We start from the raw sequence: 15,771 nt of genomic DNA, 5'->3' as shown, positions 1-15,771 counted from the left end.
TGAAATCTTTCTGCTATTCTGGATGTCATGAAACGGACGTTTGCCTTGGTTCTTCTGGCTCTGGCCACCGCGCTGTCGGGACGGGCGCAAGGGTTGGACGATCAGTATGCCCAGATTTTCAATCTCATTCAGGAGGCGGACGGCCTCAGCACGACTGACCCCAGGCAAGCGCTCTCGAAATACATCGAAGCCAAGATGACCCTCGAAAGATTCCAGAAAGGCAACCCCGATTGGAATCCGCAGGTGGTGGATTTCCGGTTGGGTTATCTTGCTGAAAGAATCGCTGCTGTTTCTCCCAAAGCACCTGTTCCCGCCGCTTCTGCTCCCGGCGCTACTAACGCCCCACCCGCAGGCGCTCAGAGCGCTCCTGCAGCCCCACCCGACTGGCAGGACCAGCTCAATGCCGCCAAGGAACAGGTCCGCCAATTGCAGGCTAATCGCGTCGTGCTCGAGGCCAAGCTCAAAGAGGCCTTGGCCGCCCAACCTGCTGCCACCGACCCGCGCGAGCTGGCCCGCGCCCAGGAGCGGGCCCGAGCGCTGGAAAAGGAAAATGAATTGCTCAAGGCCTCGATTCAGACCCAGAAAGCAACACCGGCTCCCATTGTGGATGCCAAAGGTGTGGAACAGCTCCAGCAGCAGTTGGCTGAGGCGAATCGAGACCTTTCTGCCCAAAAGGAGATCGCAAGCAAGCTCGTCCTGGAAAGGACCGCGCTTGAAACGCGTCTGCAGCAGGTAATCGCCACCGCGGCGGCCAGCAGCGCGCCGGCGGTTTCACTGGAAACACCAAGCGCACAGGTGCTCCGCTTGCAAGGCGAGCGCGATGAACTGCAGAGAAAGCTGGATGTCGCCGAGCGCGAGCTGCATGGCCGCAAGGGTAAGCGCACGACGGCGCAGACCGAGGAACTTGAAACAGAACTGGCCAACCTTCGCGCCCGCATCGAGATATTTGAAGCCCGGCAGGTGCCCTATTCGGCGGAAGAGCTGGCCCTGTTCAAGCAACCCACCCCCTCGCTTTCACAACCTGAGGCAAAGCCGGCTAGAAGGTCCATTAAGGAGCTGTCTCCTGCGGCGGCGAGATTGGTCATTCAGGCTAAGCGCTATTACGACGCGGGACAATATGACCAGGCGGAAAGCGCTTTTCTGGATGTCTTGCACGAAGACCCCAACAATGTGGGCGCCTTGGCCAACCTGGCTGCCGTTCAAGTTCGCTCAGGTCACCTGGATATGGCAGAACGGAACATTAAACAGGCGCTCACCATCGAATCGGATAATCCCTTTGCCGTCTTCGTTTTGGGTTGGCTGAGGATGGCCCAAGGCAAGTATGACGACGCCCTGGATGCGCTGGGGCGGGCGGCCAAACTCGACCCACAGGACGCTGAGGTTCAGGACTTTATCGGATTAGCCTTAACTCAAAAGGGCCAACGCGAGCCAGCGGAGACGGCTTTCCGCAAAGCCATCCAGATAGACCCCGGCTTTGCTCATGCCCACTATGACCTGGCCGTCGCTTATATCAACGACCAGCCGCCCGCTATCGAACTGGCCCGGTGGCATTACCAAAAGGCCCTGGCGGCTGGCTTGCCCCACAATCCCAATCTCGAACAGAAATTTGATGCGCAAAAATGAACGCTTTTTGTCCCTCGGTCGCTCGAAAGCAGCAGGTAAAATGAAGAGTAATTCACAAGGCAGTGTTCGTTTCATAAGACGCCCGGCGACCCGACATGGCCTCCTTATGGTAATTGTGGCGATTGGCGCCTGTGCGTTTTTCGAGACGGGCTGCCGATCCCCTGGTGTGGCCCGAAAACCAGCCGGCAACGCAGTTGCTTCGGTGGAAATCCGCGGCAATACACCCGGCCAGATTAGCAGCGTAACCGAGCAGGTCTTCTCCTCAAAGGGCTACCAGTTGAGCCAGCCGGGCCTGGACAAAATGGTTTTCGAGAAAAAGGGCAGTACGTTCCAAACGCTGGCCTACGGAGATTGGCCCGGAGACGTCCCGATTTGGATTCGGGTGAAGGTCTCGATAGTTCCGGCGGGGGACAGTGCTTTCCTTTTGGAGTGCAAGGTCTTCCGCGTGAGCGATAAAGGCTATGCCATCGAGGAGGAAATCCCCATCAGCAGCGGCGGTCAGTACCAGGATTTGCTCGATGAGGTAGCTGCTCGATTCCGCGCGCCTGGCCCGAACCCGGCCTAGGATTTACCAATTCTTATTTATTCGACCTCAACTGGCAAGGCGGGGCGGCGGGCAAATCCAATGCCCAGGCGCACGCAGAGCATGAAGGCCTTGTGGCAATCCCGATCATTCTGAATCCACAGCTCCTTTTCCCGCTGACGATTGCGATGCCCGCAACCGTTCCGCACTTCGCACCGAATGCCCGCCTGGATAAATTCCCGGCTTACCGCTTCGACCTCGGACAGGTCGGACGAGAAAAACAACATCTTCATGACTGCATCTAACTAAGAAGAATGTCCAGTGCCGCCTGGCTGAGGGCAACCCGGGGAGTGGCTGAAAGATGCCCAGGGGATTCCCCGGGGGGGACTCTATCGATGGGCAAATCGCGCCCTTACAACAAAAACACTTAACGAAGGCTCAAGATTTTTTTGAACGGAACTGCGGCCCATCCTCTCAAACCTACGTTGGGGTTAGTTGTGGTTTCAGGAGACGGTTCCGGCAACGGGCCGTCTCCTTTTTTTCCGTACTGCCCATGGTTCACAGCACGAGCGAAGAGAAGCGCTTGGATTGCCTCTCTAATTCCTTGAACCGTGGTCACAAACCGTTCAGTCAACGCATCCGCGCGTAATTTATCGCTCGAACTCGACGCGTCGCCTCGCCAATCTCGCGGGGTTCACCCCAGCGCTGCAGCGCCAGACCGCCAATGAAGCAGAAACGCCAGCCTTGGTCCTCGCAGATCCTTTGGAGTTCCTCGGCCGCTCGGATGACTTCAATCACGGCGCAGCGCCAGCATGAACCAGCGTTGTTGCTCTACAAGACCGGAACTGGGCTTTGGTGCTCGAGGAGCCACACGGTAATCGGCTGGCCCGCATAACGTCCCGGCGCAATCGTTCCATCACCTCCCCGGCTCCTTCCAAGCCTGAACCCAACGCTTGCCCTGTGCAATCTGCTCCGGCGTCCAACCGGCGAGGCTTGAAGGTCCCGCATTCATAGCCTGAATCATCCCATAACCCGGCAGATTTGCCATCACAAATGCCTAACCTCAGGAGGCGTGAGATTTGAAAGGCACGACCTCACCGGCGAGGCGACAAAGACAATCAACAAATCCGTGGGAGCTGTTCACCGCTGGCCATATCCAGGATGCGCTGGGCGCCGATGATGCTCTTGAGCAGGACCTTGCGTGAACGCTCGCTGGTGACTGTCCCGATGCGGCACGCGCCTTGTCCGGCGGGATGGGCCCGAAGCGCCTCCAAAGCGCGCTCGGCGTCCTTCTCAGGCACAAAGGCGGCCAAACGCCCTTCGCAGGCAACATGGAAAGGGTCCAGCCCAAGTATTTCGCAAGCGGCCCGCACGTCTTCACGCACTGGGACTGGTTTTTCTTCAATTTGAATAGCCAAACCTGCTCCCTCGGCGATTTCGTTCAAGACGCTGGTCAGCCCGCCGCGCGTGAGGTCGCGCAGGCAATGGACCTGGATGCCCGTGCTCAGAAGGGAGAGCACCAGGTCAGCAAGTGGGGCGGAGTCGCTTTCGATGGCGCTCTCAAATTCCAGGCCCTCGCGCACGGCCATAATCGCCATGCCGTGCCGGCCGACGTCGCCATTAACGAGGATGGCGTCTCCGGGCCGCACGCTCTGCGGGGCGATGGTCAGCGAGTGCTCGACCAGGCCAACGCCGCCGGTGTTGATAAAAAGGCCGTCGCCTTTTCCTTTATCGACCACCTTGGTGTCCCCAGTGATGATTTGGACGTTTGCCTTGGTTGCCGCGCGTTGCATGGACGAGACGATTTCCCACAGGGTATTCATTGGCAGGCCTTCCTCGATGATGAACGCCGCGCTGAGATAAAGCGGACGCGCGCCGCTCATGGCCAGGTCGTTGACGGTGCCGTGGACTGCCAGGGAGCCGAGATCGCCTCCGGGGAAGAACAATGGATGGACTACATAGGAGTCGGTCGTGAGAGCCAACCGGTTGGTTCCGATTTGAAACACGCTGGAGTCGTGCTGTGATTCCAAAAGCGGATTGCGGAAAGCGGGAAGGAACATCTTGCCAATAAGCTGGTGCATGAGTTTGCCGCCCCCGCCGTGGGCAAGCAGGATATTGGGATAGTTTTGGATGGGGAACGGACACGAGAGAGCGAATTCGAGCGTATTGGCCATTTCGGGAGTTTTAGGGATGATTAGCTCATCAGGCGGTAAAGAACAGGCGCGAGTCAAACCGGCGCCGGTTCGCGCCGATAGTGGTAATAGGCGGCGCAGGCGCCTTCGGAGGAAACCATCGTGGCGCCCATCGGATGTTCGGGGGTGCAGCGCGCGCCAAAGGCGGGGCACTCGTGCGGCTTGAGTTTGCCCTGCAAAACCAGCCCGCTCAGGCACTCAGCCGGTTCCTGAACCGAAAGACCCGCCAAGCCGAACCTCTCCTCCGCATCGAATGCTCCGTAGGCCGCACTCACCCCCAGACCGCTCGAGGGGATTTCCCCCAGACCGCGCCATTTTCGAGGAACGATTCGGAACACTTCACGGATGAGCCGCTGCGCCGAGACATTGCCTTCCTGGCGCACTGACCGGCTGTATTGATTTTCCACTTCCGCCCGGCCCGCCTCGAGTTGCTGGATGCACATCAGCACCCCTTGCAGGATGTCCAGCGGTTCAAAGCCAGTCACCACAATCGGCACCCGGTACTTGTGCGCGATGGGCTTGTATTCCTCGTAACCCATGACCGTGCAGACATGGCCGGCGGCGAGGAAGGCCTGCACCCGGCAATCCGGCGCGCTCAGGATGGCTTCAAGCGCGGGCGGGACCAGCACATGCGAGACCAGCAGGGAAAAATTCTTCAAGCCTTTCATCGCGGCCTCATAGACGGCCATAGCGGTTGCGGGCGCCGTCGTCTCGAAGCCGACGCCGAAGAAGACGACTTGTTTCGATGGATTCTGCTCAGCCAGCACAACCGAATCCAGAGGCGAATAGACGATGCGCACATCACCCCCTTTTGCCTTTACCCCTAATAGGTCCATGCCGCTGCCGGGCACACGCAACATGTCGCCGAACGAGCAAAAGATCACTCCTGGCCGAGAGGCAATTTCCAGCGCCTTGTCAATCAGTTCGAGTGGTGTAACGCAAACCGGGCAACCCGGACCATGAATAAGAGAAACCCCCTTGGGCAATAAGTCGTCGAGGCCGAATTTGAGGATGGCATGGGTCTGGCCGCCGCACACCTCCATGAGAGTCCAGGGCCGCGTGGTGATGCGAGCAAGCTGGTTCGCATATTTATGCGCCGCTTCGCTGTCCCGGTATTCATCCAGAAAACGCATGCGATCAACCGGACGGTTTGCCGGAAGGAGCAGCCGAACCGGTGTCCTCCAGTTCGGCCAAATCCTCCATCTGGCGCAGATACTCGAACACTTTGTTGGCCTCCTCCTCATCGAGGCGACTGAGGGCAAATCCGACGTGGACAATGACGTAATCGCCTACTTTGGCTTCAGGCACATAAGCCAGGCTGACTTCTTTGAGGACGCCTCCAAAATCAATTTTGCCCATGCGCAACAGGGCGTCCTCTCCGCTGATGCAGGTGATTCTTCCTGGGACTGCAAGGCACATGACACCACAGCCTACACTCGATGCCGCAAGGCGGCAATGACTTGGCCCAAAGAAATTCCACCGTCATTAGGCGGTACCCGCTGATGCCAATAAGGACGAAAACCCTCTTCCCGCAGACGCCGAATGGTCCGTTCGGTGAGGTAACAGTTTTGGAAACAGCCGCCCGAGAGGAGCACCTTCTCTTGAGCGGCCTGCCGGGCAACCTTGATGAGGGCCTCGACGAGGCCATTGTGGAACCTGGCGGCGATTGCAGCGCACGGGGTTTGTCCCTTGAGGTCGTTCACAATCGCTTCCAATAACGGCTGCCAATCCACAAGAAACCTCGAACGCTCCATGCCCAGCGCGGACCCATCGACAGAGGGTGGCGTAGGCGTCCTCGCCTGCGAGTGGACCGGGCGTCCCGCCCGGTCCAAGAGGGCCAACGGGTAAGCGTCGTCTGTTGAGAACCTGGCGGTGGCAAACTCAAGTTCCATGGCGGCTTGGCCTTCAAAACGAACGCGCTGTCGCAAGCCCGCGAGAGAAGCGGCAGCATCGAAGAGGCGTCCGGCGCTGGAAGTGCGAGGTGAATTGAGCTTGCGCTTGAGCATGGTCTTGAGCGAACGCAGCTCTGCAGGGGAAAAAGAGGCGATGGGCGCCAAGTCTCCCATTTCGAAAACTGCCTCGCCAAAGGCCTCGTAGAGCAGACCAAGCGCCGTCCGGCGCGGTTCCTTAACCGCTTGCTCCCCACCTGGCAGGGGAAAGGGGCGCAGGTGTGCGAACCGTTCAGAGCCTGGTTGCAGAACCACAAAAAACTCACCACCCCAAACCGTGTTGTCGAGTCCGTAGCCGGTGCCGTCCCAGGAGACCCCGAGGAGGGGCGGTTCGAGGTCGTTTTCGGCCATGCAGGAAAGGATATGGGCGAGGTGATGTTGAACGCCAACATAGCGGGGAACTACAGGGGAGTCTGCCACATGTGCTACAACCGTAAACTGCCGAGGATTCTCCCTCTCCTCTTTAGAAGCGGAGAGGGCCGGGGAGAGGGGTTCCTCTCTGTTTAGTCCATCCCGCTGTCCTCCCAGTAATGCGCCCGCAGGTGCTGCGTTCGGACCAGTCGATACGAGTTCTCGAGCGAACCGGGTCGAGAGGTAGTCGGGATGTTCGTCTGCGGCGATGGTTGTGGGAAGTGTTCCGTACAGCCTTTCGAAATCTTCAATCACGCCGCAAAACGCGCGATAGGCAAGGTCGGTTTCCAAATCGCCGATGTGCTGGCTGATGAAGACCTGGGACCCCACGGAGAGCGCCACGGTATTTTTCAAGTGCGCCCCGACCCCCAGAACACTGGCCGAGGCCCCGCTGCGGAGTTGTATCGGCAGGGGGGCGTAGCCCCGGGCTCGGCGCAGGACCAACTCGCGTCCGGCCATGATACGGGCGATGGAATCATCGACGTGTCGGACAATGGGGCGATTGTGAACCAGGAACAAGTCGGCCACGTTGCCCAGCCGTTCCAGGGCGTCGTGTTCGTCGGTGCAAATTGGCTCATCACTCAGGTTGCCGCTCGTGGCAACGATGGGAAAACCCAGCACGGCCAAAAGCAAATGATGCAGTGGCGTGTAGGGGAGCATTACCCCGAGATACGGATTGTGGGGGGCAATCGACGCTGCCAAGGGCGGTGTGTCCATCGCCAACTGCCCCCGGCGCCGGAGCAAAACAATCGGGCATTCGGGGGAACGGAGGAGGCGTTCTTCGAGTGGGGCGACTTCGCATTGTGTCTTTACTGCCTCAACGGAAGGGAATATCAGCGCGAAAGGCTTTTCTTCGCGCTGTTTAAGCTCGCGCAAACGGGCCACAGCGCTTTCATCGTGAGCCGCAACAAGCAGGTGAAAACCACCCAGGCCCTTTAGAGCCAGGATTTGCCCTGAACGGATGGCGTCGGCTGCCATCGCGAGAGTTGCATGGGTGGGATTAGGGGAAATGGGGTGCGCTGCGCCCGAGGACGGGCGCACTCCGGTGGGGGCGGGGTTGCTGCGCCCGAGGACCTTTCGCGCCTTGTCCCACAGCTCGATGCGCGGCCCGCACACCGGGCAGGCATTGGGCTGGGCATGAAAGCGCCGGTCGCGCGGGTCTTCGTATTCGGCCTGGCATTGCGGGCACATGCGGAAAGCCTTCATCGAGGTGTTCGCGCGGTCGTAAGGGAGCGACTCGATGATGCTAAAGCGCGGTCCGCAGTTGGTGCAATTGGTGAATGGATAAAAGTAACGGCGGTTGGCCGGGTCAAAAATTTCCCGCGCGCAATCGGGGCAGGTGGCGATATCGGGGAGAACCAAAGCGGTCCTGGGTCCAACCGAGTCGCTCTGGCGGATTTCGAACGAGCCATAGCCGGCCGGGTCCAGCCAGGAGGCCTCAAGGCTCTGAACGAAACTGCGCGGGGGCTTCTCGGTTTCAATGCGCAGGAGAAATCTTTCAAGCTGTGCGCGGGGACCTTCGACTTCGATCAAGACGCCCTGGGCCGAGTTGTTCACCCAGCCTCGCAGGGTCTGTTCGGTTGCCAGCCGGAAAATAAAAGGCCGAAAACCAACGCCTTGGACGGCGCCACGGACCGAGACCCGGAGCCGCCCTTCGCGGGCGCCTGCGCCTTTGAAGGTCAGTCCAGACGGACGCACGATTCCATCTCCCGGATTGAATTCGGCCTGCATGGGTCTCGTTACTGAGGATCCCCACTAAGCCTTTCTCTAAGAATTTCTTTAAATTGCTCGATTCCCTGGTCGAAGGCCGCCGCGATGGGCAGCACCGGCGTTTTGCGGATATGGCGTTTGAATGTTTTGAGATTCGCCTCGGCGGCGGGCTCGTCCATTTTATTGGCGACCACCAGGCGCGGCTTTTCCAGCAGGGCGGGGTCGTAGAGTTCGAGTTCGTTGAGCAAGTTTTTGTAGTCGTCCCACGGCGCGCGGCCATCCTGGGCGGCCATATCGATCAAGGTCACGAGGAGTTTGCATCGTTCGATGTGTCGCAAGAATTCGTGTCCCAGGCCCACGTTGCGGTGAGCGCCTTCGATAAGGCCCGGCACATCGCATACCGTAAGGCGATGAAAGTCCGGGAATTCGACGATGCCGATTTGAGGGTGCAAGGTGGTGAAGGGGTAGGGGGCGACTTTAGGGCGCGCGTGGGAGATGGCGGTCAGCAAGGTGGATTTGCCCGCATTGGGGTAGCCCACCAGACCGACATCGGCGATAATCCGCAATTCGAAAAGGAAATCGCCTTCTTCGCCGGGTTCGCCCGGCTGAGCGAATCGGGGCGTCTGGCGGGCGGCGGTAGCAAAATTGCGGTTCCCCAAACCGCCCCGTCCGCCCTTAGCCAGAACAAAGCGCTGGCCATGGGCGGTCAGGTCGACGGCCAGGTCCCCTTTTGATTTCAATGAGAGAGAAGCCGGCGAGGGAGCGGCCTGTTCTTCGAGGTCCACCTCGATGGCCCGGGCGCTGGCGCCGGTGCGCAATAGCCCGCGGCGGCTGGAGCTGGCGCGAAAAGAGGCTGGGCTGGAGGAATCGGGTGGATCCGGTTCAGATTCAGGGGCCGTACTGCCGGGCAATCGCCAAACCAGGGTGCCGCAGGGGACTTTGATCAGCAGGTCCTTGCCCGCGTGGCCGTCCATGCCCTTGCCCATGCCCCCCTCGCCTTCCTGCGCAATGAGGCGGGGCTGATAGTATTGGGCTATCAGATTATTGAGGTCGTGGTCGGCCTCCAGGATAACGTCTCCTCCGCGCCCGCCGTTACCACCGCTCGGACCGCCTTTCGGCCGGTACTTTTCCCGTTGAAAGGCCACGCAGCCTTTGCCGCCATGGCCGGCTCGGGCATAAACTTTTATTTCATCGATAAACATCCGAAAGGGCCAAAGAGAAAAGCAGGGCCAATGACAAGGTCGGTTCCAAACCTTTGCAGGAGACGACGTATGATCAAGATTGACTGCCGCCGCCTTTGCCTCACCGGAAGTTGCTAATCAGAGACTCCTTACGTCGTCTCCTACACTCAGGAATGACGGCTCGTTGCTTCGTTGATCCAGGCTTACCCCGCAGCCGGTCCAGCCGCTGGTTCCTTCGCGGCACCCACGGTTTCCGCTTTGACATTCACGCGGCGCCCGTCCTTATCAAAATTAACCTTCCCATCAGCTAACGCATAGAGCGTCCAATCCCGTCCGGTCCCAACATTTTTTCCGGCAACGAATTTAGTGCCGCGCTGGCGGACCAGGATGCTGCCGGCGGTGACCGCCTCGCCTCCATACCGCTTGACCCCAAGCCGTTTGCTGACGCTGTCGCGTCCGTTACGGACGCTGCCTTGACCTTTCTTATGTGCCATAAAATCTGGAAAATGGGATGTGACTGCCGGCTGTGGCAGCAGGGACGTTTATTGGCTTTTGATCTCTTTGATTTTCACGAGCGTCAGTTCCTGCCGATGGCCGATGGTTTTATGATAACCTTTGCGCCGTTTCATCTTAAAGGCAATTTTCTTTTCGCCCCGGATATGCTCGACCACATCAGCCACGACCGTGGCATTAGCGATGGTTGGAGCGCCGACGGAGAGCTTGCCCTCGTTATTGAGCAACAGGACCCGGTCAAAAGTCACCGGCTGCCCGGCTTCGATGTCGAGCCGCTCGATTTGGACCGTATCACCCGCGGTGACACGGTACTGTTTGCTTCCTGTTTCTAAGACTGCGTACATAAAAAAGTTCCCGCCAAAATGGGGGCAGTGAATAAACCAGAACCTGCCATCTATGTCAACGGCCTATTTTCGAACCGCTAACCCCGTAACACCGTAAAACGCTAATGAACGCACGACAGAATTCTTCAGGGCAGTGCGACTCATTACACACCCCCGCTTCAGGGTCGCTTCAGCGGGGTGTCGGCGAGTCCGAGTGGCAAAGAAAACCGTTTTCAATTTTCAACGGTTTCCTGCCTTGCGCTCGCGGCCACTAACAATTATGCCTCTCCAGTGTCTGCGTACTTTGGAGCTTGCCGCGCCCGGTACGGGCGCACGCCAATGCGTTCCTCTGCCGTTTTTCTTATCGCCCTTTTCATCGCGCTCGCTGCTTGCGCCGCCCAGCCCGCCCCCGCCTTTTTCGGCGCGGCGCCCGGGGCCCTCCTGGAAACCAAATCGCGGTTGGCTCGCGGCGACCCCTCCCTCGCCCTCGCCATCGAGAAACTCAAGCTGGACGCCCACCGCGCGCTCGAGGTCCACCCGCCTTCCGTGATGGATAAAACCTCGCTCCCACCCAGCGGTGACAAACACGATTACCTTAGCGTCGGCCCTTATTTTTGGCCCGACCCGGCAAGCTCGAACGGCCTGCCTTACATCCGCCACGATGGCCGGGTCAACCCGCACACCCGTGGCGGCGCCTTCGACCACCGCTCGATTGGCCGCATGGGCGGCTTGGTCGAGACCCTCGCCCTGGCTTATTACTTCACCGGGAATGAGGCCTACGCCCAGTGCGCGGCGCTCTGCCTGCGCGCATGGTTCCTCGACCCAGCCACCCGGATGAACCCCAACTTCAACTACGCCCAAGCCGTCCCCGGCATCACCGAGGGGCGCGGCACGGGCATTATCGAGGCGCGCGGCATTGCCCAGGCCGCCGACGCCGCCCAGTTGCTCGCCGGTTCCCCGGCCTGGACCGCCCAGTCCGATGCCGCCCTCAAGGTGTGGCTCAATTCGTTTCTCGATTGGCTGTTGACCAGCAAGAACGGGCGCGCCGAGGCCGCCGCGCGCAATAACCACGGCACATTTTATGACGCCCTGGTGGTCCGCCTGGCCCTGGTGCTGGGCAAAACGAAACTCGCGCGCGCAGTGGCCGAGGCGGCAAAAGAAAAGCGCATCGCCGCCCCAATTTTGCCGGATGGCCGGCAGCCCCGCGAGTTGGCCCGCACGGCGTCGCTGGGGTATTGCCGGTTCAATACCGAGGCCCTGTTCGAATTGGCCACCCTCGCCCAATATACAGCCGTGGATTTGTGGCATTACCAAACCCCGGATGGACGCTCGATGCGCAAGGCGCTCGATTTCCTGCTGCCCTTCATTGGCCCGGGCGCAAAGCCCTGGCCTTACCAGCAAATCCGCCGCATCAACGCCGCTGATTTCGCACCGCTCCTGCGCCAGGCCGCCCTCGCTTACGGCGATCCCGTCTTCGAGGCGCTCCTTCATAAGCTCCCCGGCGCCGATTCGAGCCGCTTCCAACTCCTATGCCCATCCGTTGGGCCGCAAAATTAAAATTGAACTGGTGCCGGAGAATTGCGATGCAGCGGCCTCGGTTCCGGGTGGGTTGTGCATTGAGGCCCGCGCTCTGCCGCAGGCAATTCGATCCAGAAGCGGCTGCCTGTGCGGCCATCGGACTCAACCCCCACCGTGCCGCCCATTTTTTCCACTGACCTGCGCACGATAGCCAGCCCCAGGCCGGTGCCCTCGAACTTCTCCTGCGAGTGGAGTCGCACGAATAGCCGGAATAACCGTCCCTGGTGCGCTGGCTTAATCCCAATCCCATTGTCCTCAACCCATAGGCGCACGCGCTCGCCCCGCAATTCGGTCCAAAGCCGCACGCGCGGCGCAATGCCGCTGGCGACGAATTTAACCGAGTTGTGAAGCAGGTTCGAGAGCACCTGGCTCAGGGACGACTCATGGCCGAGCACGGGCAGCAATGGGCGATCGAGGGTGATGCGCGCGTGTGGGGCGTGCAATTTGGCAAATTGGCCGACGAGTTCGCGCGCGAAGGAATCCAGAGCCACTGGACAGAGCTGTGGCCCGAGGCGGCCAAGCCGGCTGTAGCTCAGAATGTCCTGAATGAGCCGGTCCATCCTCAGGCTGCTGCGAACAATGCACTCGAGGAACTCTCTGCCCCGCCCATCCAATCGCTCGCTGTAATCTTCTTGAACGGCCTTTGCAAAACCTTGCATCGCGCGCAACGGGGCGCGCAGGTCGTGCGAGATGCTGTAAGAAAACTCCTCCATCTGCCTAAGGGCCTCACGCAGAGACGCCGTGCGCTCCTGCACGCGCTGTTCCAGGGCCTCATTTAGCCTGGCCAGTTGCGCCCGGCCCCGCTCCGCCTCGGCCAATTCCATCCGCGAACGAACCAGCTCTTCGCGTTGTTTTTCGGTTTCCCGCGCGCTCCGTAATTGCAGAGTCATCCAATCCAACTCAGCCGCCGGGCTGATGCGTTCTCCGGCAATGGGACTCGCCAAACTGCTTGGTTCAGAGGCCCTGTTATGACTGCCGAGGATTAATGGAGCCCGGTAAAACCAATTCCGGCAGAATTCCTCTCCCAGGACCGCCACCGGATGGGTGTGAAGGGCTGCCAGCAGAATCTCGGGCCCCAGCCATGAGAGATTGTACTGACAAATCATGCGCGAAGGGAATTCGCGCAAAAGCAATTCGTTGAGCATGGCCTCCCAGAGCTCCAGTTCCCCGGCGCTAATCGACGGGCCGAGTATCCAGGTCATTTCCACCGCAAAGCGAATCCCCTTAAACCCAGCCGCCGCTGCCTCATCAATCAGGGCACGAACCTGGCGGGCCTTTTTGGAAGCATCAAGAGCGCCCGGCTGGCGCCATTCCGCGCGTGTCCAAAGTCTCAGGCGATCCTTGGCGCGCGCTGCGGCAACGTCGATGCCATTGTGCTCGAGGTCCGACGAGAGTTGCTCGACAGGCTGGTCATCGGCGATATAGATGACCTGTTCATCGCGGGCGAGGCCTTCGTGGATGTAGGGAACCAGGACCGGCAGTTGCTCGGCAGGCTCTTTCTCGTAAAACAAGCAAAGATGCTCGCCCGGCTTCAGGTTTGAAAGTTCGAAGGTTAAATCAGGTCTTATAATGCTCATCAGCCCTCCTCAAAGGCGGTCCGATCCGTTCCCCTCCGTAGCATAAAGGCAGATCGGGCGAAATCATCCGGGGTTAGATCCTACCCTGCTGCACGGCGGCTGCCGCACACCTCGGCAACCACGCCGGTCGGAGACGCCGGAGGAAGCCTGCCGCGTGCTATCACCGGCGGCTGGGAGGGCCAAACCGCCGGCTGACCCAAGTCGATGGCGAAGACTGGCAATCACACGGCAACACGGCAACACGGCAACACGGCAATTAAAATGCTCTTGACATCTGATTGTACCTTGCCATGCTTAAGAAGCTCTTTTTTTGCTGTGGATGCGCTTCATAAGCAGGCCGTTCGGCTCGCGTCAAGGCCCTTGCGAGTTATCGCCGCAAGTGCTGACCAAAGCACGCGACTTGCCATCGAGCAAGTTGTCAAGGGGCAGACGCCTTCCGGCTCGTTTGAGATCTATCCGAGTCCGTCCGAGGTGTTGCGCCAGCCAAAATCCCCTCCTCCCACCCTTGTGCTGGTTGATTTCTCCAGGGGCGGGGCTTCAATGGCCAGATTTGTCGGCAAGGTCAGATGCTTGTTTCAAGATATTCCGGTTATCGCGCTCGTCCCCACCGGAGAGGAGAGTTCGATCCTGCCGCTCCTGATGGCCGGCGCAATGGGATGTTTGGTTAAACCGGTTGGTACGGCAGATTTGGCGATGGCAGTCGCTCAGGTAACTCACGGACGACTCGTGTTATGCAAAGAATCTGAGCGGGTGCTCGTCGGATGGCTCCATCGTATGGGCCGCTGGGGTGACCAGCTTGGTCTTACCCCGCGGGAAAGGGAGGTTATGGCCTTTCTGGCCGAGGGGCTAAATCATAAGGAAGTTGGCAAACGCATGGGCATCTCCGCCGAGACCGTTCACGCGCATCTGGTCAAGATATTTAAAAAGCTCGGCGCGCATGATGCGACACAAGCAATCAGAAGCTTTTTGCACTAACCCTAGCAGAAATGCTGAAAATCTAACCCAAAAATAACCCCTCTGGACTCTCGACCTCTGGCGCTGACTGTGCTTTTATGGGAGCGTTGCGATGAGCTTTCGGATTCAAGCGCCGCCTTTGTCCGGCCGCCGATGGTCGCCTTCTCGGGGAACTCAAGGGTGCGGAACGGCGCGGGGCTCCATGCGAGTCTGGTTCGGCGGTTCTTGTTTGGTTTTGGCGTTCATGGTCCTCTCTGTACGCATGGCTGGCGCAGATGAGACCTCTCGGATGGACCAAGCTGCGGGGGGTGATTCCGAGAACGTGAAGGCGTTCAAATCCTTTACGGAATCACCGCCAATTATCCTAAGTCTCACAGCACGTGTGCACATTCGCGGAACTTCGTATGGCTTACTGGACCATGATATCACGAACATCACCTTGCTGGCCGACAAGCTCAAGGAACCGCCGGACGCTATTTCCCAATATTTGCGGACAAATTTATCCAGGATGGCCTCGCGGTTACTATCCAACTATGACGGTACCAAGCCGCAGGCCGAACTGCAGAACCTTTTGGTTCGAGACATTAATAGCACCATTTTCAGCACCTCGCTGTACGAAACCCAGCGGTTCGCACGAGTAAGACTTTCTCCGCAGGCCGCTGGAATGCTCGGCAAAAAGCTGGTCGGGCCTGATTTGGCCAAGTTGAACCGTTTGCTGCTCTTTGATGCTTTCAACGGCGAGATTGCCAACGCGGGTCGTTCGTTCGAGAGGAATTTGGTGATGGAGATGCGGTATCAGAAGAACGCATTTTTTGTGAAGATTGCGCTGAATCGGGAGGAACTTCTCGCGTCACATGTCAGAAGCGTCAATTACAACCAGCAGGTCGCCGGTTTCAAGGTTTACGATTCGCTTGCGGCCGGTTGGTTTGACAAGGATTGCTGGCGCATCGTCAACGGATGGTTGACGTTGGACACGCTTCCGGACGGCTCTGACCATTTTCCCGAGATTGTTATTCTGCCTCTGGTTCTGCCATCAAGGGTGTTGAACATGGGTTTGCCAGCGCTTGGACCAGCGACTGTGAAGTGGTCCGGTAACTCTACTCAGGGAACCGACTGGCTTGGTCGGGTTTTTAAGGCCAAGTTGCAGGTGAATGGGAGTGGCCGGCCGACCGGCTTGTCGATTGAGTACCCCCAAGAGCAACCGCATGCCGGGCGCAGTTTGAACTCGCAGATTGAA

At 59.2% G+C, this 15,771-nt stretch carries 14 protein-coding genes; 5 read left to right on the top strand and 9 right to left on the bottom strand.

All coding sequences use genetic code 11. The annotated features are described in order from the left end of the window. Positions 1 to 27 precede the first annotated feature (27 nt). Together VG146_20510 and VG146_20505 are read left to right on the top strand one after the other, a co-directional pair. Positions 28 to 1,623 carry a tetratricopeptide repeat protein gene (locus tag VG146_20510; GenBank protein ID HEV2394741.1) on the top strand — a complete coding sequence of 532 codons (1,596 nt, stop codon included), beginning with the start codon at positions 28 to 30 and terminating at the stop codon, positions 1,621 to 1,623. A gap of 166 nt (positions 1,624 to 1,789) precedes the next feature. Further along, positions 1,790 to 2,188 (top strand): hypothetical protein, encoded by a 399-nt coding sequence (locus tag VG146_20505; GenBank protein HEV2394740.1) that lies wholly within the window; start codon positions 1,790 to 1,792, stop codon positions 2,186 to 2,188. A 17-nt stretch (positions 2,189 to 2,205) separates the two neighbouring features. Here VG146_20505 and VG146_20500 read toward each other — a convergent pair whose 3' ends face one another. From VG146_20500 to rplU, 8 genes are all read right to left on the bottom strand, one after another. Next, positions 2,206 to 2,439 carry a hypothetical protein gene (locus VG146_20500; protein HEV2394739.1) on the bottom strand — a complete coding sequence of 78 codons (234 nt, stop codon included), beginning with the start codon at positions 2,437 to 2,439 and terminating at the stop codon, positions 2,206 to 2,208. Between the two features lie 825 nt (positions 2,440 to 3,264). Further along, the gene (gene hypE / locus VG146_20495; protein HEV2394738.1) at positions 3,265 to 4,320 is read right to left on the bottom strand and encodes a hydrogenase expression/formation protein HypE; all 1,056 of its coding nucleotides are present in this window, start codon (positions 4,318 to 4,320) and stop codon (positions 3,265 to 3,267) included. A gap of 53 nt (positions 4,321 to 4,373) precedes the next feature. Continuing rightward, positions 4,374 to 5,471: a hydrogenase formation protein HypD gene (gene hypD / locus VG146_20490; GenBank protein ID HEV2394737.1), complete on the bottom strand. Its 1,098-nt coding sequence runs from the start codon at positions 5,469 to 5,471 to the stop codon at positions 4,374 to 4,376. A 4-nt stretch (positions 5,472 to 5,475) separates the two neighbouring features. Further along, positions 5,476 to 5,757, bottom strand: coding sequence for a HypC/HybG/HupF family hydrogenase formation chaperone (locus tag VG146_20485; protein HEV2394736.1), 282 nt, complete (start codon positions 5,755 to 5,757; stop codon positions 5,476 to 5,478). Positions 5,758 to 5,768: 11 nt separating this feature from the next. After that, entirely contained in the window at positions 5,769 to 8,429 is a 2,661-nt protein-coding gene (locus VG146_20480) for a carbamoyltransferase HypF (GenBank protein ID HEV2394735.1), read from the bottom strand. Between the two features lie 8 nt (positions 8,430 to 8,437). Beyond that, on the bottom strand, positions 8,438 to 9,610 hold the full coding sequence (gene obgE, locus VG146_20475) for a GTPase ObgE (GenBank protein ID HEV2394734.1): 1,173 nt from the start codon (positions 9,608 to 9,610) through the stop codon (positions 8,438 to 8,440). Between the two features lie 182 nt (positions 9,611 to 9,792). Continuing rightward, positions 9,793 to 10,083 carry a 50S ribosomal protein L27 gene (gene rpmA / locus VG146_20470; GenBank protein HEV2394733.1) on the bottom strand — a complete coding sequence of 97 codons (291 nt, stop codon included), beginning with the start codon at positions 10,081 to 10,083 and terminating at the stop codon, positions 9,793 to 9,795. Positions 10,084 to 10,131: 48 nt separating this feature from the next. Continuing rightward, on the bottom strand, positions 10,132 to 10,446 hold the full coding sequence (rplU, locus tag VG146_20465) for a 50S ribosomal protein L21 (protein ID HEV2394732.1): 315 nt from the start codon (positions 10,444 to 10,446) through the stop codon (positions 10,132 to 10,134). 318 nt (positions 10,447 to 10,764) lie between these two features. Between rplU and VG146_20460 the strand changes: the two genes are divergently transcribed. Beyond that, a complete protein-coding gene (locus tag VG146_20460) occupies positions 10,765 to 11,982 on the top strand; it encodes an alginate lyase family protein (GenBank protein HEV2394731.1) in 1,218 nt (405 codons plus the stop codon). On the opposite strand, the gene VG146_20455 is transcribed toward VG146_20460, so the two are convergent. Then, complete coding sequence (locus VG146_20455; protein HEV2394730.1) at positions 11,979 to 13,580, bottom strand: MEDS domain-containing protein; 1,602 nt, start codon at positions 13,578 to 13,580, stop codon at positions 11,979 to 11,981. The genes VG146_20460 and VG146_20455 overlap by 4 nt on opposite strands. A gap of 204 nt (positions 13,581 to 13,784) precedes the next feature. Here VG146_20455 and VG146_20450 point away from each other — a divergent pair, with 204 nt between their 5' ends. Next, positions 13,785 to 14,555: a response regulator transcription factor gene (locus VG146_20450; protein HEV2394729.1), complete on the top strand. Its 771-nt coding sequence runs from the start codon at positions 13,785 to 13,787 to the stop codon at positions 14,553 to 14,555. 214 nt (positions 14,556 to 14,769) lie between these two features. Then, a partial coding sequence (locus VG146_20445; protein HEV2394728.1) for a hypothetical protein occupies positions 14,770 to 15,771 on the top strand: 1,002 nt, incomplete at its 3' end.

This window comes from Verrucomicrobiia bacterium, assembly GCA_035946615.1.
Classification (GTDB): domain Bacteria; phylum Verrucomicrobiota; class Verrucomicrobiia; order Limisphaerales; family UBA8199; genus DASYZB01.
This window is presented reverse-complemented; position numbering and strand designations above follow the sequence as displayed.

Bases quoted from the DNA above. Each gene is read 5' to 3' on its own strand.
- rpmA (HEV2394733.1), bottom strand. From the start codon at position 10,083: ATGGCACATAAGAAAGGTCAAGGCAGCGTCCGTAACGGACGCGACAGC.
- VG146_20460 (HEV2394731.1), top strand. From the start codon at position 10,765: ATGCGTTCCTCTGCCGTTTTTCTTATCGCCCTTTTCATCGCGCTCGCT.
- VG146_20480 (HEV2394735.1), bottom strand. From the start codon at position 8,429: ATGCAGGCCGAATTCAATCCGGGAGATGGAATCGTGCGTCCGTCTGGA.
- VG146_20455 (HEV2394730.1), bottom strand. From the start codon at position 13,580: ATGAGCATTATAAGACCTGATTTAACCTTCGAACTTTCAAACCTGAAG.
- hypE (HEV2394738.1), bottom strand. From the start codon at position 4,320: ATGGCCAATACGCTCGAATTCGCTCTCTCGTGTCCGTTCCCCATCCAA.
- VG146_20500 (HEV2394739.1), bottom strand. From the start codon at position 2,439: ATGAAGATGTTGTTTTTCTCGTCCGACCTGTCCGAGGTCGAAGCGGTA.
- obgE (HEV2394734.1), bottom strand. From the start codon at position 9,610: ATGTTTATCGATGAAATAAAAGTTTATGCCCGAGCCGGCCATGGCGGC.
- rplU (HEV2394732.1), bottom strand. From the start codon at position 10,446: ATGTACGCAGTCTTAGAAACAGGAAGCAAACAGTACCGTGTCACCGCG.
- VG146_20450 (HEV2394729.1), top strand. From the start codon at position 13,785: ATGGCGAAGACTGGCAATCACACGGCAACACGGCAACACGGCAACACG.
- VG146_20485 (HEV2394736.1), bottom strand. From the start codon at position 5,757: ATGTGCCTTGCAGTCCCAGGAAGAATCACCTGCATCAGCGGAGAGGAC.
- VG146_20510 (HEV2394741.1), top strand. From the start codon at position 28: ATGAAACGGACGTTTGCCTTGGTTCTTCTGGCTCTGGCCACCGCGCTG.
- hypD (HEV2394737.1), bottom strand. From the start codon at position 5,471: ATGCGTTTTCTGGATGAATACCGGGACAGCGAAGCGGCGCATAAATAT.